Source organism: Nostoc sp. (assembly GCF_054880495.1).
In genome coordinates, this window is sequence record NZ_JBTYKD010000168.1 from 1 (window position 1) to 19,421 (window position 19,421).

The window sequence follows — 19,421 nt, forward strand, 5'->3', positions numbered from 1 at the left end:
TTCAACGGAGAGGGGGAGATTCGAACTCCCGGAGGTTTTAGCCTCATCCGATTTCAAGTCGGACGCAATCGACCACTCTGCCACCTCTCCAGTAAATCTGTCAAACTTGTGTTTTCCCTACTTTCAGACGCTATTCAGGCGCTTTTGTTGGTTAGCACTAAAGCTGACAGATAATACTATATCGTATCATCTACGCAGATTGCACAACTGGATGCGAATCTCTACGAGGCACTGCGCGATCGCTCATACAAAATTTCCTCCTCCGCCACCTGGAAATCATTACCCACCCAAACTAGGGAAACTTGCGAAACCACACCCGCCTCTAGGGTGACAATGGAAAAATTACGCAACTTCTCGCCGTCATTTTCCACAATCCTCGGCACAGTGGCTGCATTCAAGTAAATTATTCCCTCTGGACTTCTAAAGATGGGCTTGCGCTGCACCTTCTTGGTATGGCGTAAATCTCGGTGCATGTGACCAAATGTCACCAGAGGAATGGTTTTACCAGCAGTCAAGGCTTGAGAAATCGCCTCGCCAAAATCTGGATCTCCAAAGTCGCCGCCAACTGGGTGCCAGTCTTTGCCGCAGGGATCTTCGGGGCGATCGCCTAACCCACTAGGCCCATTGTGACCCAAAAATATAATCGTCTCGTAAGCCGCGCTTTTGATCGCTTTCACGATGCGATCGGCGGATTCTTCTAAACTCGTCACACCGTAACGTTCTTGACAGATTTCCGCGAATTTCCACTCTGGGCCACCCCAGGTAAAGGGACGACCCCCCACTACAGTTAAATTCCAAGCGGGAAAATCCAACTTCCCGTAACCGACATGGGACGCGCCTAATAAATCGAGTTGTTCCTGTACCCAGTCTTCCTTAGAGCGGTCATAAGGAGCCTTTTTGCGTCCCCATTCGGTGGCGGTGTACCAGGCATCGTGGTTGCCCATTACGGCTGCTTTGGGAATATCAAGAGAAGCGATCGCTCTGACCACTTCTACCGACTCATTGCCAAAATCCCCCACAAATAGCGCTAAGTCTACACCCAGATGCTTGAGTGCAATACCATCTTCCACTTCCCATTGGTCATGAACATCTCCAATTACAGCAATTTTGAGGGTTATCGATTGAGTTTTCTGACTGGTCATGCCACTTTCCTTGCCGTCTATCTCCAGGATATGAAACTCAGCCCGATTTGGACACAACCCCAAAATATCAACCGTCCACTATTTTTGGTAAAAACTACTATAATTGATTCCACAGGACATAAATTTGCAACTTAAAGCACCCCTTAATTGTGTTTACCACTGCACTAGCTCAACGAGAAAAAACCCAACTGGGTGAACTACCATTAGATTTGTTTGCGGCCATTGAGAGTCTCAAAAAAGAACTCAACGCAGTTATCCTGGCACATTATTATCAAGAGCCAGATATTCAGGATATTGCAGACTTTATTGGGGATTCATTACAACTAGCGAAAGCCGCAGAAAAAACCAATGCGGATGTGATCGTCTTTGCTGGTGTTCACTTCATGGCAGAAACAGCAAAGATACTTAATCCCGATAAATTAGTACTTTTACCAGATTTGAATGCTGGTTGTTCTTTAGCCGACAGTTGTCCACCAGATGAGTTTGCAGCTTTTAAAGCAGCGCATCCAAATCATCTAGTGGTGTCTTACATCAACTGTTCTGCTGATATCAAGGCAATGAGCGATATTATTTGCACTAGTTCCAACGCTGTGAAAATTGTACAGCAGATCCCGAAGGAACAGCCGATTATTTTTGCTCCAGATCGGAATTTGGGGCGGTATGTCATGGAACAGACTGGACGAGATTTGGTGCTATGGCAAGGTAGCTGTGTTGTCCATGAAACCTTCTCAGAAAAGAAAATTGTCCAGTTAAAAATTGCCCACCCAGAAGCAGAGGCGATCGCACACCCAGAATGTGAAAGTAGTGTATTGCGTCACGCCAGCTTTATTGGCTCCACAGCCGCCTTACTCAAGTATTGTCAAAACAGCCCCACCAAGGAATTTATCGTTGCTACGGAGCCTGGAATCATTCACCAAATGCAAAAACTAGCTCCTGACAAGCGTTTTATTCCTGCGCCACCAATGAATAACTGCGCTTGTAACGAATGTCCCTTTATGCGGTTAAACACCCTAGAAAAGCTCTACTGGGCAATAAAAAATCGTACTCCCGAAATTACCATGTCAGAGGATATCCGCCTTGCTGCACTGCGACCAATGCAACGAATGCTGGAGATGAGTGTGTAACTAGTATTTTTTATATATAGTAGAGACGGAACAAAACTGCGTCTCTACCTACAAGTTATTTTTTCTAACCACTTGCAATTTCTAAAACATGGTGCTAAGATTTTAAATCGTGAGACAAATTGGGTCGGTGTCCGAGTGGTTAATGGAGACGGACTGTAAATCCGTTGGCTAGCGCCTACGCTGGTTCAAATCCAGCCCGGCCCACCACTTGCGAAGTTATAGGTTATAATGTCTGGGTAAAGAGCAAAGCTCCCAGCATTGTAACTTACAACTGAAAAATCAAAGTTATATTTTGCCCGTGTGGCTCAGTGGTAGAGCACACCCTTGGTAAGGGTGAGGTCACGAGTTCAATCCTCGTCACGGGCTTTTTAAATTGATCAAATAACCAACGTAAAATCAAGGGTTGCAGCCTTCTTAAGAGATTTAGATGTTCAAAAGCTAAGTTTCTTAGTTGCATTCGTAGCTATTCTGACTATGATTTGGCTATTAGAACAGAATTTTGGGTATCAGCTTGTTTTTTGGCTATGATTTTGAAGCAGTTAGACCATTTCACTAAAACCCTGATACATATAGATTTCGCGTAGGGGCACGGCATTGCCGTGCCCCTACCAAGGTATTTGTATCATAATTAAAGTCATTAAATATCAAAACCAGATTTATGGTCTTCCTAAAGACTATTCCACCCTTGCGTTGTTCTATAACAAAAAAGCCTTGGCCGCCACCGGGTTGAGTAATCCTCCAGCTACTTGGGATGAATTACGTAACTACTCGAAACAATTGACAGGCAAACTTAACAGATACGGCTTTGGAGAAATTCCAGAATTGGCGCGTCAGGCTTATAAAATTAAAGCCTTTGCTGGACAACTAGTTGCTCAAAATGGTTATGCTACACCGTGCCAGGTAGGTCAGTATCCAAGTGCGATCGTCAATAACTTTGATAATCAGTTTATCAGCGCCTTATTGGGACAACAAGCATTAAAGCAGGCGATACTGAAGGCAGAGAATGAAGCTAATCAGCAAATTAGGGCGATGGATTGAGGTACCTATCCCTTCAATGGGTGGGATTCATGCGTAATCTAAAATAAAATAAGGTTTACTAATTCTTTGGCAATGGAAATTTTAAAACTTACGACTAAAATCGATGAATCAGGATATTTAAATCTTAATATTCCAACGCAGTTAGCATCTGGAGATGTGAATGTAGTTGTTTTGAATCCAGTTTTTTCAGACAGGAAACAGCAAGCTAGTTATGATTTCTCTGATTTGGTGGGACGATTAATTTGGGGGGAAAGGTTAATAATCATTGGGCATTGGGCATTGGGCACTTGTATGTACTGAGCGTTCGCGTAGCGTCTCGTAGAGAAGTCGTTGGTGCAGCCTCTCGTAGAGAAGTATTGGGCATTGGGCATGGATTATTCCCCTTGTCCCCTTGTCTCCCTACTCCCCACTCCCCACTCCCCATTCCTCAAACAGTATTTTCGGCAACAAATTGCACTCCTAACGTGATATTGGTATTACAGCGACTCAATCTCTATCTATCAGTTAACAAGCATTATGGGTTTTGCAGACCTATCAATCGCAGAGATAGCAGCCGACTACAGCATTCCTGTAGAAAAAGTGTTTTCTCTGTGCAACCAACTGGGAATCGCCTACAAACACCAAAAGACCCGTTTGGCGTTAGAAGATGCAAAGGCAATTATTTCCCAAATATCGACTGAAACACGCCCAAAAGGTACTAGCGACTTGGAGGGTGATAACGAGGTCACTTAAAGGGTTATCTCGGAGCTTTGGCTAATCACTGATACCTAATGACACAGAACATGAGTCATTAGTAATTAGCAGCTTGGAGATTGAGAATCGCGTTCTTAGCTGTGTTGAGCGTCAAAATCTTTAAGGGGAAACATGTTTAAAAGACTAATTGGCGTTGTTGTGGTTACTGTTTTACTCTCGTTTCAGTTGCTTGTCGGTAGCGCGACAGCAGTGGAACTAGACGAAGCTACCCGAACAGTGCCATTAAATACTCAAGGTGATACCACTGTACTCAGCCTTAAACAAGTCAAAGAAGGCAAACGCTTATTTAATTTCGCTTGCGCCCAATGTCATGCAGGGGGAGTTACCAAGACAAACCAGAACGTGGGACTCGCTCCAGAGGATCTAGCACTGGCAAAACCCAACCGTAACAACGTTGACGGCTTGGTGGATTACCTGAAAAATCCCACTACTTACGACGGGGAAGAAGAGATTTCCGAAATTCACCCCAGTATCAAAAGCGCAGATATTTTCACAACAATGCGAAATCTGACGGATGACAACTTGGAGGCGATCGCCGGTCATATTCTCTTACAACCCAAAATCGTTGGGACTAAGTGGGGAGGCGGAAAAATCTATTACTAAATCCCGCAACTGAGTCATTGGGAATAGGGCATAGGGCATAGGGCATAGGGCATAGGGAAGAATTCAGTCCCAATTCCCTACTTCCCATTCCCCATTCCCCATTCCCCAATTTTCACCAAAGTTTAGCTGCTAATGCGTCTATGTTATTCCGTAGACTTGTGCCTAAATCCTACTAAAGAATAAATAAAAATCTTTGATTTTACTGTTTACCTTAATTCACACGCTTTTTGTGCTATGTCAGTCGATTATTTATTAGTGATTGCACAGCTTTTGGCAATAAATTGCTCCCCATCCTGAAAAAAAAATGTATCTATGACAGATTGTCATATTTGGCGTTGATTTTATTTAAAATGAGAAAGGAAAAAAAATTGTTTGTTAGGAGAGAGCCATGAAATTGATTTCGGCAAGCTGGCGACGTTTTAGTTTAGCTGTATTGACAATCCTTTTAGTTGTTAGCAGCTTCGCTGTTTTTACTCCCAGCGCTGCGGCTGAAACTTACCAGGTGAAATTGGGTAGTGATAAAGGAATGCTCGCATTTGAACCGAAAAAGTTGACCATTAAAGCAGGCGACACAGTTGAATGGGTAAACAACAAAGTTCCTCCCCATAATATTGTGTTTGATGCTGCTAAAAACCCCACTAAGAGCGCTGATTTAGCAAAATCTCTGTCTCATAAGAAGTTGCTTATGAGTCCTGGTCAAAAGGAAACAACCACCTTCCCCGCAGACGCAGCTGCTGGTGACTACACCTTCTACTGTGAACCTCACCGTGGTGCTGGTATGATTGGTACAATCACTGTCGAAGGCTAGAAACACCGTTATTTGATTGACACAAGATGATTTCTCAGTCAAATTAGTTCATAGCAACACGCCACTTGAGTGACGCCCACAATGGATAAATAGCGGTAACGAGTCCTATCCCCGCCTAAGACGCTGAGTAACCTGTGGCAATGGAGGGGTGAACTCGTTACCGCCACTTTTGATCAAATTTGACTTAATCGGGGACGAATCGCGTTTATACTCTTGCTGGAGGCTTGTTGCGAGGAAATTTTCTTGAGAATACTTTTATTTATCCTACTGTTAGCGATCGCCCTATTCAAATTAACATTCATTAATCCAGCACTAGCTGCCGAAACATCCACAGGTGCTAAAATTTTCGAGGCTAACTGCGCGTCTTGCCATATAGGTGGCGGTAACATCCTGATTAGCCAGAAAAACTTGAAAAAGGAAGCATTATCAAAGTACTTAGAAAATTATGATCGCGACTCAATCCAGGCGATTATCCACCAAGTGCAAAATGGTAAAAATGCCATGCCTGCCTTTAAAAGCAAGTTAAGTCAGGAGGAGATTCTGGAGGTAGCTGCTTACGTTTTTCAGAATGCAGAACAAGGCTGGTTAAAGTAGCTATACTATCTACTTCTTGTGCGTTGGGCGAGATGCTCAAGCCACAACACACGAACTAGCGATCGCCAGTTCGTCAACTGCTAAAAAGGATACTTCAAAGATGAATGATAAATTTACAATTTTTATCATTCATCGCTTTTAGCTTGTTTCTCAATCCAAAATCACCATTAGGCGATTATTTTTCTGAATTAGAGTTTTGTCTGTCTTCCTTCACTTCGCGCAACCGTTCTACTAATTTTTGCTTCGATTCAGCAGAGGGCGTAGACTGACTATTATTGACTGTCGGCAGCAATAACAGATCGGAAGTAGTAGCTGCCGATGAAGGCGTGATCTGGTTATTTCTGATTCGCAGATCAGGTAATGGTTTAAAAGTAGCTATTGGTGAAGGCGTAAGCTGATTGCTATTGATTCTTGGTACAGATAATAACGAGGGCTGTTGCTCTTGAATAGTTCCAGTAATGTTACTAATGTTGTTTTGGAAAATGAGGTTAAATGGATAGGAACTAATCTGTTTATCTCCCTTGGGGGATTGCTTGTTAAAGTATTCCCTTGCTTTAACAACCAATTCCGGGGAAACTAACTTGTCTTGAAACTTAATATCTAAGACTTTACCATCACGATCTACCACTAATACACCCAAAACAGCACCTTCAAGATTCGGCTTATCCGTGGGTAATGTTTGACGGATGACTGGTTTTTGTTGAGCGTTAGGATATTCTTGCTGGACTTCCTTTCTCAGGTTTGCGTAGGAGTCTAGCTGTGCGATGGCCAGATCACTTCCTTTTCCCGATAAACTGGGTGTCCTGAGCGTCGTTCCCCTAGCTAGGGTTAAGTTATTCCCAGACATGGGAGCTTGTTTTAGAGAATTTATCAGCCGGTTTTGACCAATTCTAGACGCATCATTACCCGGTTGCGTCATCTGTAAACTTCTATTTCCCTGTGCTGTTGCAATCGGGCTAATGTCAGATAAGTTTGAAGATTGGGTATTTTGCAGAATATCATCAGGTATTTTCTGCGACTGCAATTCTGGCAACCTATTTAGAGCTAGTGGCTTAGATGGCTCGTATTTGGTGTCACTATTATTAAAACGAGGAACTGATCGAGAAAATTTGGCGTTGCTATTGAGAGGAACTGATGGAGAGAATTTGGCGCTGCTATTGAATTTAGAACTGTCAACTTTTGAGGCATCAAATCGCAAATTTTCACTAGGAATCATCCGCAAAGACTGCCTTGTAGGCAAGGAAGAGACCCGATAGGTATTCGATGATGGGGGTAGCGGGGGCAGTACTAGTTGACTCGATGGGGGTGGTGCCAATGGGGACAATCCAGTTGGGGCGCTAAAGTTTGGAGGAGAAAGTGCCACTAGTGGAGGTAATTTTTGTAAAGCAACTTGGGGTGTGCTTTGCGGCAAACGGTTTTGATCGGCTTGGCTCAATTCCAAAAGTCCGACTGTTTTGGATGATGCTGTTTCTTTGGGTTTGCTAGAATCTATAGGCATCAATGGCACAATCATGGCGATGGCACCGTGGATGCCAAGAGAGGCTATAGCTGCGATCCCAATTGGCTGGCTTAAGATTTCTGGTATATTTTTCAGCAGGGAGACGTAAGACATAACTGTTATCGTTCACTCGGCTCAGTTGCAGTTTACTAGCGATTTTCTCTTGATTGCAATATCTGGCAAAAGATGCGTCCCTCTAAGGAAATAATAACTTCCTATGCTGGCAATCAAAAGGCCAAAATTGCCATTTATTCAAGTTTTTAATTGATCAATGACGCTCTATCATATCTTCAAATTTAAGCTTGCTAAAAATTATTACTTTTGATTTTTTATTTGATGACGCACACAATTAGATTTAATATCTGGGATATTTATAAACTTTAAGTAAACACACAAGTTTGAGTACATCACAAAATCTGCTGAACTTGCCTTGTTTTTCTACTGTTTTCCAGTCAACTAGGCTTCTGTGGCAGATAGTACACTTGCTTGTCCCAGACTACTCCCTATGTGAAAATACTATCACATTAGCAGCCCCGAAAACTGTTGCAAATTGTACAATTTTGTTGACATTCTAGCCATAAACCCCACTAAAGCTATTTAGGTTTTGATAAAAGGAGTCAGTCAGGCGATCGCAATTCTAGCTTTTGAATCTGACTACTTCTTCGTCAAAAAACTTCAAACCTTCAATTATTGCATCCCAAATTCAAAATGCCCTTACCGACAGTTATTTTACCTGGATATCTAGAAACCGCGATCGCTTACCGCCAACTAGAACAATCCCTACAACAGTTAGATTTCCCCACATTGACAGTACCACTACGACGGCGTGACTGGCTACCCAGTATTGGAGGAAGACCAGTAACCCGGATTCTGCAACAACTCGATCGCACAATCAAGGATACATTGCAGCAACATAATGCTACTCAAATTAACTTGATTGGTCACTCAGCCGGAGGTTGGATATCCCGCATCTACATGGGAGAAAAGCCCTATTTAGCAGGCGGTGATCTCAAACCATTCCTTTGGAAAGCGCATCCCCTGATTGCGACTCTCATCACCTTGGGTACACCCCATATTAGCCAAGAACGCTGGACGCGCTCCAATCTAGATTTTGTCACGAATAACTACCCAGGAGCTTTTTACAAAAACGTTCGTTATGTTTGTGTGGCTGGCAAAACCATCTTTGGAGAAAGGTGGCGCGGTAGCTGGTTAGCTTACAGTAGTTACCAACTAACCTGTGGTAAGGGTAACACTTGGGGAGATGGAATCACGCCCATTGAAGCTGCTCATTTGCAGGGGGCAGAAAATCTGGTGATTGAAGGTGTGAGGCATTCTCCGAGAAGTCCGGGGATTTGGTATGGTTCAGCAGAACCCTTAAAAGCTTGGGTGCAATATTTAACTTAAAAAACTTGCTCTTTTTCTGATAAATGCAACATTTATTAATATTTCTTAGCTAAAATTGTAATAAGAATTAATACTTAGTTAAGAAGAGGAGGGGTGAGCCATGCAGAGCACCCAATTCGATAAGATTTTGCGACGAATAGCGACGATATTATCAGTCGTGATTTTGACTCTGTGCTTAATTTATGTATCTACCGGAGTTTTGCTTGCTTTTTATTATGAACCGACAGCAGGCGGAGCTTATAACTCCTTAAAGATGATTAATACACAACTGCCATACGGCTGGTTGTTTCGCAGAGCGTATGATATTGCTGGTAATGCGGTAATTGCGATCGCCTTAATTCAAATTGTGGTGATGTTTTTAGGTCGGCAATTTCGCAAGAGTTGGCTGACTGCTTGGATTAGTGGGATTTTGTTGACCCTAAGTGCCATCGGGCTGGATTGGACAGCGATGATTTTAGATTGGACTCAGGAAGGATACTGGCGTTTTAGCATTGAGCTAGGAACCATCGAAGCTATTCCTTTTATTGGTGGGCAACTGCGCGAGATCCTGACTGGCGGTGGAGCCATTAACACAATTACCGTCGAACACCTTTACACGATACACAGTTATCTGATTTCGGTGGTAACGCTAGTTTTTGCCATAGTAAATTTATCAGCTTTAGTGTGGCAGGAATGGCAAATGTATCAAGCGGAGTTAGGGCTTAGGAGTTAGGAGTCATTCAATTTTGGATTTTAGATTTTAGATTTTTCCTTCAATTCAAAATCCAAGTTGCGCTGTAAGCGCACCAAAGGTGCGACCCAAAATCTAAAATTGAGCCAGGGATAGGTCTTCAACCTCTGGCAACTTTTCTAGAGAGAGGGGAGTGGATTGGGTGGCACCAGATAAGCGTTTTAACAGGCTAGGTCTGGGATCATGCAACAGATAAATGATGCGATCGCCAACTTCCCAATCTTGGTTAGCTGGCATTACCTGTAACCGTTCTTCTCGTTCTACCAATAGTGGTATTAATACACCAGCCCGAATCATTTCTTGGATGCGATCGCATTGAGTGGAAAATTCCGACTCATTTAGTGTCGTTGTTCCCAACTTGACTCGCCCATCATTCAGATATTCATTCCAAGTTTTAATCGCTAAGTCTGGGATAAAAGCTTGATTAACTTTATTACTAACCGAGGTAGTCGCTTGCGGATCACGGGGGAAAACAGCTAAGACACGCGGCGGCTTAAATTCCTCAGCTGCGCGTTGAGCCAAAACAAAATTCACCTCGCCATTACTTGTCATCGCCAAAAAAGTGCCCATAGAAGCAAGTCCTGCCTCTTCCAAAACAGCAGCATCCAGCGCACTGCTAGCAATAACCCGCAGATTTTGCGCCTCAGCTTGCACAAGACATTGGGGGTCAGTATCAATCATCACCACGTTTTCTTCCCGTTCTTGAAAGAATCGGGCAATCAAAAGACTCAAGGGATTACAACCCACAATCACTGCCCCAGTTGCCTCTTTGGAGGTGATTTGCAGCCATTTAGCAACCCAGCCAGCAGTTAGTCCTTGGCAGACAACAGTCATGATAATTGTCAGGAAAACTAGAGCTTTGATGGAATCACCGCCGTTAATGCCGCGCTGTGTCAGTGAAATCGCAAAAAAAGAAGCTACGGAGGCAGCAACAATTCCTCTAGGAGCAACCCAGCTTAAAAATAATTTCTGTCGCCAGTTTAAGTGACTGTTCCAGGTACACAACAAGATATTAATTGGGCGAACGACAAACATTAGTACCAAAACGGTGAATAAACCACCCCAACCCAAAGCAAACACACTCGCAATGGATAGGTCAGCAGCTAATAAGATAAATAGCACCGAGACGCTGAGAATTGTTAGCTGACCCTTAAAACTCCGTAACAAACGTTCTTCTGGGACTGAGGAGTTAGCAAAGACTGCTCCTGCAACTACTGTTGTCATTACTCCCGATTCACTGCGGATCATTTGCGATAAGGCAAACAGGCTCCAAAGTATCGCCAACACCACTAGGTTTTTTAGCTCGAATGACAGAAAATCGGCGCGTTTGAAAATCAAACTCATCAGATAACCGCCAGCACCACCAATTGCCGCACCAACAGCCAGACGTATAAGTAAACCAACGATCGCATTGATCGGGTCAGTATCGCCGTTCAAAATGGTATCAAGAACAACGAAGGCGAGGATAGCCCCTACAGGGTCAATTAAAACCCCTTCTCCTTCCAAAAGTGTTGCCACTTGCCGATCTACATTGATTTGTTTGAGCAAAGGGCCAACGACGGTTGGACCTGTAACCACAACAATGGAAGCATAGAGAAAAGCTATCTTCCAGGGAAATTCACCCAGCCAGTGGGCTGCCATACTCCCACCAAGCAATGTGATCAGCGTTCCGAGAGTCACAAGCAATTGCAGGCTGACTGAAACTCTACCTAACTCTCGCAGATCCAAGTTAAGTCCGCCTTCAAACAAAATTATTGCCGTTGCTAGGGCGACAATAACTTCTAGTCCAGTGCCTAGCAAATGCGGATGTAACAGTCCTAAACCATCAGAGCCAAACAGAATACCCAATAGCAATAACAACACGATGCTGGGTATGCGAAAGTATGCAGCCAGCACCTGAGCGCTAATGCCTGCAAAGACAGCGATCGCCATCTGTAGGGTGATTTCAAAAGATGCTTCCATGTTGTAGATTTTGAGCGATTTATTTCAAAATCTTTTGTAAAAAACCGTAGATATTAACTCTACAGGGTACAACATCATACCCTTTGTCCTTTGCTGAATTCAGCGCTTTTTCTATCTGAGCGCGTCTGGAAGTTCTCAGCACCGAGCGCGATCGCATGCGGCTTCCCAGATAAGCATCTACGGACTTTTCTTTGTGTCTCCATGTCTTTCCATCCTCTTTAAGCTTTTGCTTCCACCCAGTTTAGCTGCCACAAACTTTTTTTGGCAAAACCTGTTGACAACAGCCAGGAAATTCGTTAAATTATAAAAGGTCTGAGTCCGATGCCCCCATCGTCTAGAGGCCTAGGACACCTCCCTTTCACGGAGGTAACGGGGATTCGAATTCCCCTGGGGGTACTTAAAAAGAATAAAAAGCAAAAGCTTTTTTACTCGAAATCTTAGGAAGTAAAACTATTATTTAGGATTTACCTCTGAATAATAGTTTAACTACACATAACCTTATTTGCTGGCTAAGTCTTCTACACGTTGATAAATAGCCAGAAGATTTAACCGCAAATCTTTGCTCAGGCAATTTTCAATGATTCCCATCGGCATAGTGCGTTTAGGCCAAACTTGAATTGTATAGCAGAGATTTGTTCCTATATACTCACCGAGGGAATAAGGCTCTAAGCACCAGCTACCAGAAAAGGCTTTAAAATCTCCCTCAACCATACGGAAATTAATTTCTTTAGGGAAGAATTCTTCCAGATCCAGAACTACCCGCGCACAAAAGTTGAAATTCAGTAAGCGCTGGGAGCCTACTTGCTCCACTCGAATACCACCATTAGGATGCTCGATTAGACGACTCTTGGCAAGATTAGGGATGAAGTTAGGTAAAGCTTCATAATCTGTCAAAACCTTCCAGATTTCTGCCACTGGGTGGGGAATTTGGACTTTAGCAGTAATTTGCCGCTGCCGCTCTGCTATTTTCTCAATTTGAACTTCTACCTTAGCTGACAGAGAAAATGCATGAGTAGGTAAATCTTCCTCTAGCTTCGTGTGATCAGTGTGAGAATGGAAATCAGGGTTCTCTGTGATGTTCTGTTTTTTAGTCACTTTCAGAATTATGGTTTGCTTTCGTCAGAAAATTGCGGCAGACTCAGGGTAAAGCAAATTTCGCTCTGTTCAGAATCCGAGATTGGGAGACTTTCAATAGCGATCGCTCCATTCAAATGCTGCACTAAAGACTTGACTAGAGCAAGTCCCAAGCCAGTTCCTGGAGTCCAGCGCCCTTTTCCGCGACGGAACTTGTCAAAGATGTAGGTGGCTTCTTCTTCGGAAATAGCACGTCCTGTATTCGTTACCTTCATGATAACTTGATCAATTTGCTGATCAACTCGGTGAGAGGCCTGTAAGTAGACGATGGTATTATGCTCTGAGTATTTACAAGCATTAGTTAACAACTCTTGGAGAATGCGGTCAAAACTCTCCAGTTCCGTTTGCAGTTTTAGCGAATCCTCTGGTAAATCTACAGAAATCTTTAATCCCTTTTCTGCGAGCTTTTTCTCAAAAGATGCTGCTATATCCTGGATTCTAGTATTTAAATCTATAGATTCTAATTGCGGGGCTTCGTGAGGCGACTCTAATTTCTGGAGTGTCAACAAGTCATCAATCAAGTTGATTTCCTTTGTACATTCCTGCTCAAGGATATCCAGGTATTTAACCTGACGCTCTGGTGCTATTCCTGGCAAACGTAAGTTCCGAATTGACATCCGCATGTTTGTCAGGGGATAGCGCAAGCGATCGCTCATATTGCTCAAAAATTCATCTTTGAGTTCGTTAAGTTTCCGCAGCTGCTCAACATATTGCCGTGTTCTTTCATGCAATTTTGCCTGTAGTTCCAGACTACTCTTGAGTTTCGCCGTCCGCTCATCTACCAAAGTTTGGACTTGGCGCAATGTCTGTGACTGAATTATCGCATTACTCACTTGAGCACAAACCATTTCCACAAGATTTAATTCTGCTGGTTGCCAACTGCGAATAATCGATTGTTGTAGCACCAAGAATCCTAAGATTTTACCTTGACTCTCTAATGGCATTAATAGTACCGCAGGCAATTCCTCTACTGCAAATAACGGAGCAGCTGTCGAGGTATCGTTTTGGTCTGTATAGTCATCAAATATTACTGCTTTTCCAGAATCCATGAAGGCACGCTGGCATAAACCACACTCTGAAACCAAGAAAGACTGAGCTAAGGTATCTAGTTTACCAGTCCGGGAACTTTGTATTTCACTAGTCCATTCACCGATCACGGTAGCTTTTGCTTTGGGAATTTGTTTTTTAGCTTGAGTTCTAAATAGTGGATCTGTATATTTTAGTAGTATAAGCAAACCCCGATCTGCCTGTAGAGATTCAGCAGTCAAGGCGATAACTAACTGGAGCATTTGATTAAGCTCCAAGTTGCTACGGCTCAATATGGTTAATTGCTTGATCAAGCTTTGATACTGGTTGTTCTTTTGTAGATATTGTTGTTGATGAGCAATTAGCTGGGCTTGTGCCACTGCCGAAAAAGCGATCGCGCAAGCTAACTCCACTTCTCTGAGCAATTGTTTTTCTGATTCACTCCAATCATAAGGTTGGAATTTAATCAGACTAACCACCCCATTATTATTGCCACCAAATCGCGTGGGAATTGCCAAAACTGATTTTATTGGTAGTGGCAAATATTGACAACCAATTACTAGACTGTTGTGAATCAGGGAAATGTCTTCAATAATCAATGGTTGGGCAGCACATTGCAGCACTGGCGACTGCATAAGCAACTGTTCCATTGAAAACATCTCTTCTGGTGGCAACCCTAAATACTCATCAGCACACCAATTAGTAGTAGTCGCATCCTCGGATGTCTTATCGGTTACTGAAACCAAGCAGCAACAATCTACTTGAAAGACAACTCCTAGCAATTGGGCAATATCTTGCAGCACCAATGCCGTGGCCGAGCCATTGACAATAATTTGGTTAATCTTTTGTACCAACTGGCTGGCAGATTCTTCCTGATACTGCATCAGCTTTCCTTGGTAAGGTTGTAGTGGAACTTTCTCAACGTAATGTGGCGGCGACGATAAAGGCTTTTTCATTCTTGGCACGCCCTTGGATAATAACACCATTGTTTTTGCACCCCACCTCTTGGCATATTCTTCATTGGCAGCTGTGTTGTTCCACCTTGATAATTAATAAATCTTGTATAAGTACTTTCTCTCACCTGTTATAGCCGATTTCCATCTCAGATGGACAAGTCCCCACTGTATCAAGCAAATTGCTACAGTGCTAAATAAGTAATAGAATCCTTAAGATATCCTATAACTGCTTCAGTTAGCTTATTTTTGACTGCTATATATTGAAATAATTTCTTAACTTTATCCTATCTGTAAGTATACTAAAACCGTAATTTCTCTGGATTTTCAGCAAAACTGCCGTGAATTTCATGTAAAATTACTTAATTGATTTGATTTATTTCATAAAGTTTTGTTACATTTTTTTAAAAAATTAGTAAGTTTACCAAGCTACTCTTTAATCTCCGTAACTCTCAGTAAAATATTCATGAAACTTAAATTTTGAATGCAGCCCAATTATTATCACTAATAACTGAGCTGCATTGCCTAAATATAAGACTATCCAGCCAAGCTCTCGACACTCAGAGGAACCATATCGCCATTCCTCGTCAGTCCTAACAACATCGGTTGTTGGGGTTGAATTAGTTGACCTGTGAGTACACAGCGTTCTTCTTGCTGAGCTGTGGCAGCTATGCTAGCTCGAATGTCGGCTCGGGAAAATCGAGGCTTCCACTCACCTGATTTTTGCTGGACATAATTCCAAAGGATATCTCGGATCAGAGCTTGATATCCCTGATTCCCAGCTATTTCTTTGAGTTTATCTTTGAGTTCCCGCTCTAGGCGGATGCTAGTAACTTCCATATCGGTGGTTGGGGTGCGAGCGATCGTATGCATCACTTTTTCTCCTTAAAGGTATAGACAGGACAGTAATACAAGTGTAGTATGTTTAAAGGAATGTTCAATAGGTGAAATTTTCTGTGAAATCCATTTACCCCATCTCTACATCTTTGTGCGCTACCAATTGCCGAGCCGGTTGGGAATCAGCTGCTATGGGAGTGGAGTATTTATTTATGGGCGATGGTAGCCGAAATCATGGGCAAATCACAGAGGGTAATTATGATTTTAGACATCTCAGCATTAGTGCGTTGATTGCAAAACCACAACTAGATCAAAAAAGCGGGGGGTACAGGCAAAGAAATACTGTACCAATATGAGACCAGAAAATTTTCCGGTCAATTCTAACCCCCGCTTCACCGAAACGAAGCGGGGGTTTTTTTATAAGGAGTGAACCTGTGACGATATCTTCCAGGCGCGGCGCGATCGCAATGCATGTGTTAGAGCAATCTGTGGTGGTGTTTTCGCAAAATTACTTGCCACTGTGTCAGGTGAATATCAAGCGGGCGATTGTGTTGTTAGTAAGCAACAAAGCCCAACCTCTGGGTTTTACCACAGAAGGCGGATGGCGAGTTCACTCACCCAGTTTGGTAATTGAGGTGCCAAAACACATTCGCTTGACAATTACTTCCAATGAACGGATGTGGAAAGTTCCGCCAGTTAATCGCCGGGAAGTGTTGCGACGAGATCATCACAGTTGCCAATATTGCGGTAGCGGCAAACATCTAACGCTAGATCATGTGATGCCGCGTTCTAAAGGCGGTTCTCACACTTGGGATAACGTAGTCGCAGCTTGTGAAAGATGTAACTCCCGTAAAGGCGATTGCACCCTGTTTGAAGCTGGTATGCAACTGCGTACCAAGCCAAAAGCACTAATCCACCCCGCGATTTCTTTTGCTGAACAGTTTTGGATAGATATGCAAGGAAGCCTGGAATAACAGGAGAGCATAAGGAATGCTGAAATTAACTTACACTGAAAGTAGCTTTGATTTGGAATGTGTCACTCTGTCACTTGAAGAATGGGTAGCACAGCGAGTAATTTTATCCCTGCGAGTTGGGCAAGGTTTGTGCATTGAACCCAATACCGCTTCCTTTTTACTTCCTGTTGATTTGCCAGGAGTAGAAGTACTCAGGGCTGAGGTAAAAAGAGATGACAGAGGAATTATTGCCCTCTGTGCCTGCGATGCTGAATATATGGAAGTCACCCTGCGGGGTTCTTGGCTATCTGATAGTTATAAGGATGCTGTAGGTGTGTTTGTTACCACTATCAGCGATCGCGCTGAGTTCTTTTTGCACAAACTTTGGCAGGAAGCTCAAGAAAGCAGTGCTTCTGTGATGAGCGAATAAACAGTAAGGTGAATAGAATTTCTCACCTATTGTCCCATTTTTAGAAGTTCGGGAATTGTCACAAATCGGTAGCCTTGCTCTTTGAGTCCGCTAATGATTTGTGGCAATGCTTCTATAGTTCTGTGGCGATCGCCACCACCATCATGCATTAAAACAATAGAACCAGGTTTCGCGCCTTTCAGGACATTATTTACAAATGCCTGCGGTTTGGCGTGAGGATCAGTATCGGCTGAAGTTAGTGACCACATAATTACAGCGTCCTTCTGGCTTTTGGCGTAAGCGGCTAGTCCGTTGTTTAAAACGCCTCCAGGAGGACGAAACAGAGCAGTTTTGACTCCTGTAGTTTTGTATATCAAGTCCGCTGTGCGATCAATTTCACTCTTGGCTGTGGCTTCATCCATTCGCCGATACCAATGATGCCAAGTATGGTTGCCAATGGCGTGTCCCTCGGCTACCTCACGCTTGGCTAGGTCGGGATTTGCTTGCAAAGCTTGTCCTACCCAAAAGAATGTCACCTTAACATCATTTTGCTTCAGGATATCCAGCATTTCTAGGGTTGTCTTTGGCCAGGGACCATCATCAATGCCTAGAGCAATAACCTTCTCGTTGTTCCTGGGTTTCACCTGATAAACTGTTTTTCCCTGAAATTTAGCTGGGACTGTAAAGGTAAGGTTTTCTACTTTTGCTGATGGCGGTAGTTGAGCATTAATTTGACCATTTGCTGGATGATCTTGACCTTGTGCAGTATGGATTTTGCTTAAAGGCTTGTTCAACCCCAATTGTGGGGAGTTGCCTGGGTCAATACTACAAGCTGTAATACAAGAGGCGATCGCGACAACACTAATTATCTTTTGTCGCTTGAGGTAGTTCTCTGTCACGTCAGGCTTTTAAATACTCACCCAATCATAACTGTAGTTTGAGTTTTCAGAGCGGTTAGCAAGTTCAAATCTAAGCGCAGCAACTTCTGTAGACAATTTCAAAAAAACTTTCTCAAACCCCTTGACACATCTTGTAGTATTTTGTAGTATAAATGTAGTGAGGCGAAAGACAAAGCTTCGCAAAATCATCTTCTACATACAACTAAAGGACAGGCGTTGGAATAAACCAAAGTCCCCAGTCAACAAAGCTGCTTTTACTTGCAAACTTAGATGGTTTGCACTCATGAAAACTACTGAATACATCCGTAATACATAATAGGGTTGCTACCTAGAGTTTCGGTTGTTTTCCTAAGAGTTTCTAACAGTTAAAAGTAATTTTTCTGAACCTTGAAAACTGAATAATAAATGGGCAAGTTCACCAAAAATCTGTGCCTAAAAATCTCAAAGTTTAGGCATAGATTCCAAAAAATCGGGGTGTAGCTCAATTGGAAGAGGCTGCCGTCTCAAAAACGGTATGTTGTGGGTTCGATTCCCACCAAGAGTACCAAAACTTGCTCCTGTAGCCCAACTGGAAGAGGCGGCAGATTTAAAATCTGTTTATTTGTGGGTTCGACTCCCACCAGGAGTACTATCTGGGTGTGGCGCAGTTGGGAGCGCGGGAGTTTTGGGAACTCCAGGTCGCAGGTTCAATCCCTGCCACTCAGACTTTGCCCTTGTAGCCCAACGGAAGAGGCGCTTCGCTTAGAACGAAGAGGTTGCTGGTTCAAATCCAGTCAGGGGTATTGGTGAATATGCGGGGATGGAGCAACGGTGGCTCGTCAGGCTCATAACCTGAACATCGGCAGGTTCAACTCCTGTCCCCGTCACCAAAAACAGTGCTGGTGTAGCTCAATTGGCAGAGCAACTGATTTGTAATCAGTAGGTTGCAGGTTCAATTCCTGTTACCAGCTTGACTAATGCGGGTGTGATGTAACGGCAGCATGAGACGCTTCCAACGTCTTCGTGCGAGTTCAAATCCCGCCTGAAAATGTCTTTAATTTTGAATTTTGAATTGTTATGGGGTCATAGCTCAAATGGCTAGAGTGCCTGCTTTGCTTTGCAAGCAGGAGGTTATGGGTTCAAGTCCCATTGACTCCACTGATGGTGTCTGAAGCCAAAGTGGTCGAGGCGCTGGTTTGTGGAACCAGTCATAGCGGGTTCAAGTCCGGTCAGACACCCCTGAATGGAAGATGCTGCTGAATGGACGGCAACCAAGCTTGAACCTTGGAGTACGGGCAACTGTAGGGGTTCGATTCCTCCATCTTCCTCTTTTCCACCTGAAGCCGAAAAGTGAGGCGCTGTGCTGATAACACAGAAATAGGAGGGGCAGTACCTCCCAGGTGGATTTATATTTAGTGCTCATCTTACAAAGCTTGCTATGTAATCCGATCGCACTTGCCCATTTCTTTATTTAAATTAACTAGTACAGTACGGCGGAAATAAGCAGACCATTAAATAGCCAAAACTTTGCTCTTATATGTCCACTTAAAAGGTTTAGCCATTGTTTGATTAAAG

17 protein-coding genes, 12 tRNA genes and 1 pseudogene are annotated in these 19,421 nt (G+C 43.3%); 22 read left to right on the top strand and 8 right to left on the bottom strand.

Annotation, left to right across the window (positions count from 1 at the left end; translation table 11 throughout):
- Positions 1-5: 5 nt before the first annotated feature.
- Positions 6-90, bottom strand: a tRNA-Ser gene (locus ACYTXL_RS16490).
- A 131-nt stretch (positions 91-221) separates the two neighbouring features.
- On the bottom strand, positions 222-1,142 hold the full coding sequence (locus ACYTXL_RS16495) for a TIGR04168 family protein (RefSeq protein ID WP_461925695.1): 921 nt from the start codon (positions 1,140-1,142) through the stop codon (positions 222-224).
- A 149-nt stretch (positions 1,143-1,291) separates the two neighbouring features.
- Between ACYTXL_RS16495 and nadA the strand changes: the two genes are divergently transcribed.
- The 8 genes and pseudogenes from nadA to petJ all read left to right on the top strand — a co-directional run bounded on the left by nadA (position 1,292) and on the right by petJ (position 6,062).
- Positions 1,292-2,266, top strand: a complete 975-nt coding sequence (gene nadA / locus ACYTXL_RS16500) for a quinolinate synthase NadA (RefSeq protein WP_461925682.1) — start codon at positions 1,292-1,294, stop codon at positions 2,264-2,266.
- Positions 2,267-2,387: 121 nt separating this feature from the next.
- Positions 2,388-2,473, top strand: a tRNA-Tyr gene (locus ACYTXL_RS16505).
- Positions 2,474-2,560: 87 nt separating this feature from the next.
- Positions 2,561-2,632 (top strand) — tRNA-Thr (locus ACYTXL_RS16510).
- 258 nt (positions 2,633-2,890) lie between these two features.
- Positions 2,891-3,304 (top strand): annotated as a pseudogene (locus ACYTXL_RS16515) (extracellular solute-binding protein); the annotation flags it as partial.
- Positions 3,305-3,820: 516 nt separating this feature from the next.
- Entirely contained in the window at positions 3,821-4,036 is a 216-nt protein-coding gene (locus ACYTXL_RS16520) for a hypothetical protein (RefSeq protein ID WP_292801126.1), read from the top strand.
- Between the two features lie 132 nt (positions 4,037-4,168).
- Positions 4,169-4,660 carry a photosystem II cytochrome c-550 gene (gene psbV, locus ACYTXL_RS16525; protein WP_461925683.1) on the top strand — a complete coding sequence of 164 codons (492 nt, stop codon included), beginning with the start codon at positions 4,169-4,171 and terminating at the stop codon, positions 4,658-4,660.
- A 388-nt stretch (positions 4,661-5,048) separates the two neighbouring features.
- Positions 5,049-5,468, top strand: coding sequence for a plastocyanin (gene petE, locus ACYTXL_RS16530; RefSeq protein ID WP_461925684.1), 420 nt, complete (start codon positions 5,049-5,051; stop codon positions 5,466-5,468).
- Positions 5,469-5,711: 243 nt separating this feature from the next.
- A complete protein-coding gene (gene petJ, locus ACYTXL_RS16535; protein WP_461925685.1) occupies positions 5,712-6,062 on the top strand; it encodes a cytochrome c6 PetJ in 351 nt (116 codons plus the stop codon).
- 175 nt (positions 6,063-6,237) lie between these two features.
- Here petJ and ACYTXL_RS16540 read toward each other — a convergent pair whose 3' ends face one another.
- Entirely contained in the window at positions 6,238-7,674 is a 1,437-nt protein-coding gene (locus ACYTXL_RS16540; RefSeq protein WP_461925686.1) for a hypothetical protein, read from the bottom strand.
- A 594-nt stretch (positions 7,675-8,268) separates the two neighbouring features.
- Between ACYTXL_RS16540 and ACYTXL_RS16545 the strand changes: the two genes are divergently transcribed.
- Positions 8,269-8,964, top strand: a complete 696-nt coding sequence (locus ACYTXL_RS16545; protein WP_461925687.1) for an esterase/lipase family protein — start codon at positions 8,269-8,271, stop codon at positions 8,962-8,964.
- Positions 8,965-9,064: 100 nt separating this feature from the next.
- A complete protein-coding gene (locus tag ACYTXL_RS16550; protein ID WP_461925688.1) occupies positions 9,065-9,676 on the top strand; it encodes a cytochrome b N-terminal domain-containing protein in 612 nt (203 codons plus the stop codon).
- Positions 9,677-9,769: 93 nt separating this feature from the next.
- On the opposite strand, the gene ACYTXL_RS16555 is transcribed toward ACYTXL_RS16550, so the two are convergent.
- Positions 9,770-11,656 (bottom strand): cation:proton antiporter, encoded by a 1,887-nt coding sequence (locus ACYTXL_RS16555; RefSeq protein WP_461925689.1) that lies wholly within the window; start codon positions 11,654-11,656, stop codon positions 9,770-9,772.
- 323 nt (positions 11,657-11,979) lie between these two features.
- Between ACYTXL_RS16555 and ACYTXL_RS16560 the strand changes: the two genes are divergently transcribed.
- Positions 11,980-12,052, top strand: a tRNA-Glu gene (locus ACYTXL_RS16560).
- A gap of 102 nt (positions 12,053-12,154) precedes the next feature.
- On the opposite strand, the gene ACYTXL_RS16565 is transcribed toward ACYTXL_RS16560, so the two are convergent.
- The 3 genes from ACYTXL_RS16565 to ACYTXL_RS16575 form a co-directional block, all read right to left on the bottom strand.
- Positions 12,155-12,751 (bottom strand): SRPBCC family protein, encoded by a 597-nt coding sequence (locus ACYTXL_RS16565; RefSeq protein ID WP_461925690.1) that lies wholly within the window; start codon positions 12,749-12,751, stop codon positions 12,155-12,157.
- 8 nt (positions 12,752-12,759) lie between these two features.
- On the bottom strand, positions 12,760-14,772 hold the full coding sequence (locus tag ACYTXL_RS16570; protein WP_461925691.1) for a GAF domain-containing protein: 2,013 nt from the start codon (positions 14,770-14,772) through the stop codon (positions 12,760-12,762).
- Positions 14,773-15,306: 534 nt separating this feature from the next.
- Positions 15,307-15,642: a ribbon-helix-helix domain-containing protein gene (locus tag ACYTXL_RS16575; protein WP_069070862.1), complete on the bottom strand. Its 336-nt coding sequence runs from the start codon at positions 15,640-15,642 to the stop codon at positions 15,307-15,309.
- A 71-nt stretch (positions 15,643-15,713) separates the two neighbouring features.
- Here ACYTXL_RS16575 and ACYTXL_RS16580 point away from each other — a divergent pair, with 71 nt between their 5' ends.
- The 3 genes from ACYTXL_RS16580 (at position 15,714) to ACYTXL_RS16590 (ending at position 16,989) form a co-directional block, all read left to right on the top strand.
- Complete coding sequence (locus ACYTXL_RS16580; protein ID WP_461925692.1) at positions 15,714-15,962, top strand: hypothetical protein; 249 nt, start codon at positions 15,714-15,716, stop codon at positions 15,960-15,962.
- 111 nt (positions 15,963-16,073) lie between these two features.
- Positions 16,074-16,580: an HNH endonuclease gene (locus ACYTXL_RS16585; protein WP_461925696.1), complete on the top strand. Its 507-nt coding sequence runs from the start codon at positions 16,074-16,076 to the stop codon at positions 16,578-16,580.
- A 16-nt stretch (positions 16,581-16,596) separates the two neighbouring features.
- Positions 16,597-16,989 carry an alr0857 family protein gene (locus tag ACYTXL_RS16590; protein ID WP_461925693.1) on the top strand — a complete coding sequence of 131 codons (393 nt, stop codon included), beginning with the start codon at positions 16,597-16,599 and terminating at the stop codon, positions 16,987-16,989.
- Positions 16,990-17,015: 26 nt separating this feature from the next.
- Here ACYTXL_RS16590 and ACYTXL_RS16595 read toward each other — a convergent pair whose 3' ends face one another.
- Positions 17,016-17,867 (bottom strand): polysaccharide deacetylase family protein, encoded by an 852-nt coding sequence (locus tag ACYTXL_RS16595; protein WP_461925694.1) that lies wholly within the window; start codon positions 17,865-17,867, stop codon positions 17,016-17,018.
- A 553-nt stretch (positions 17,868-18,420) separates the two neighbouring features.
- Between ACYTXL_RS16595 and ACYTXL_RS16600 the strand changes: the two genes are divergently transcribed.
- From ACYTXL_RS16600 to ACYTXL_RS16635, 8 genes are all read left to right on the top strand, one after another.
- Positions 18,421-18,495 (top strand) — tRNA-Leu (locus ACYTXL_RS16600).
- Between the two features lie 4 nt (positions 18,496-18,499).
- Positions 18,500-18,572: transfer RNA gene (locus tag ACYTXL_RS16605), tRNA-Pro, on the top strand.
- Positions 18,573-18,576: 4 nt separating this feature from the next.
- A tRNA-Leu gene (locus ACYTXL_RS16610) sits at positions 18,577-18,649 on the top strand.
- 10 nt (positions 18,650-18,659) lie between these two features.
- Positions 18,660-18,736 (top strand) — tRNA-Met (locus ACYTXL_RS16615).
- A gap of 8 nt (positions 18,737-18,744) precedes the next feature.
- Positions 18,745-18,817: transfer RNA gene (locus tag ACYTXL_RS16620), tRNA-Thr, on the top strand.
- 108 nt (positions 18,818-18,925) lie between these two features.
- A tRNA-OTHER gene (locus ACYTXL_RS16625) sits at positions 18,926-19,004 on the top strand.
- Positions 19,005-19,010: 6 nt separating this feature from the next.
- Positions 19,011-19,084 (top strand) — tRNA-His (locus ACYTXL_RS16630).
- Positions 19,085-19,091: 7 nt separating this feature from the next.
- A tRNA-Ser gene (locus ACYTXL_RS16635) sits at positions 19,092-19,174 on the top strand.
- Positions 19,175-19,421: the final 247 nt, after the last annotated feature.

Bases quoted from the DNA above. Each gene is read 5' to 3' on its own strand.
- ACYTXL_RS16550 (WP_461925688.1), top strand. From the start codon at position 9,065: ATGCAGAGCACCCAATTCGATAAGATTTTGCGACGAATAGCGACGATA.
- ACYTXL_RS16555 (WP_461925689.1), bottom strand. From the start codon at position 11,656: ATGGAAGCATCTTTTGAAATCACCCTACAGATGGCGATCGCTGTCTTT.
- ACYTXL_RS16575 (WP_069070862.1), bottom strand. From the start codon at position 15,642: ATGCATACGATCGCTCGCACCCCAACCACCGATATGGAAGTTACTAGC.
- ACYTXL_RS16585 (WP_461925696.1), top strand. From the start codon at position 16,074: ATGCATGTGTTAGAGCAATCTGTGGTGGTGTTTTCGCAAAATTACTTG.
- ACYTXL_RS16495 (WP_461925695.1), bottom strand. From the start codon at position 1,142: ATGACCAGTCAGAAAACTCAATCGATAACCCTCAAAATTGCTGTAATT.
- ACYTXL_RS16570 (WP_461925691.1), bottom strand. From the start codon at position 14,772: ATGAAAAAGCCTTTATCGTCGCCGCCACATTACGTTGAGAAAGTTCCA.
- ACYTXL_RS16590 (WP_461925693.1), top strand. From the start codon at position 16,597: ATGCTGAAATTAACTTACACTGAAAGTAGCTTTGATTTGGAATGTGTC.
- petE (WP_461925684.1), top strand. From the start codon at position 5,049: ATGAAATTGATTTCGGCAAGCTGGCGACGTTTTAGTTTAGCTGTATTG.
- ACYTXL_RS16520 (WP_292801126.1), top strand. From the start codon at position 3,821: ATGGGTTTTGCAGACCTATCAATCGCAGAGATAGCAGCCGACTACAGC.
- ACYTXL_RS16545 (WP_461925687.1), top strand. From the start codon at position 8,269: ATGCCCTTACCGACAGTTATTTTACCTGGATATCTAGAAACCGCGATC.
- psbV (WP_461925683.1), top strand. From the start codon at position 4,169: ATGTTTAAAAGACTAATTGGCGTTGTTGTGGTTACTGTTTTACTCTCG.
- ACYTXL_RS16540 (WP_461925686.1), bottom strand. From the start codon at position 7,674: ATGTCTTACGTCTCCCTGCTGAAAAATATACCAGAAATCTTAAGCCAG.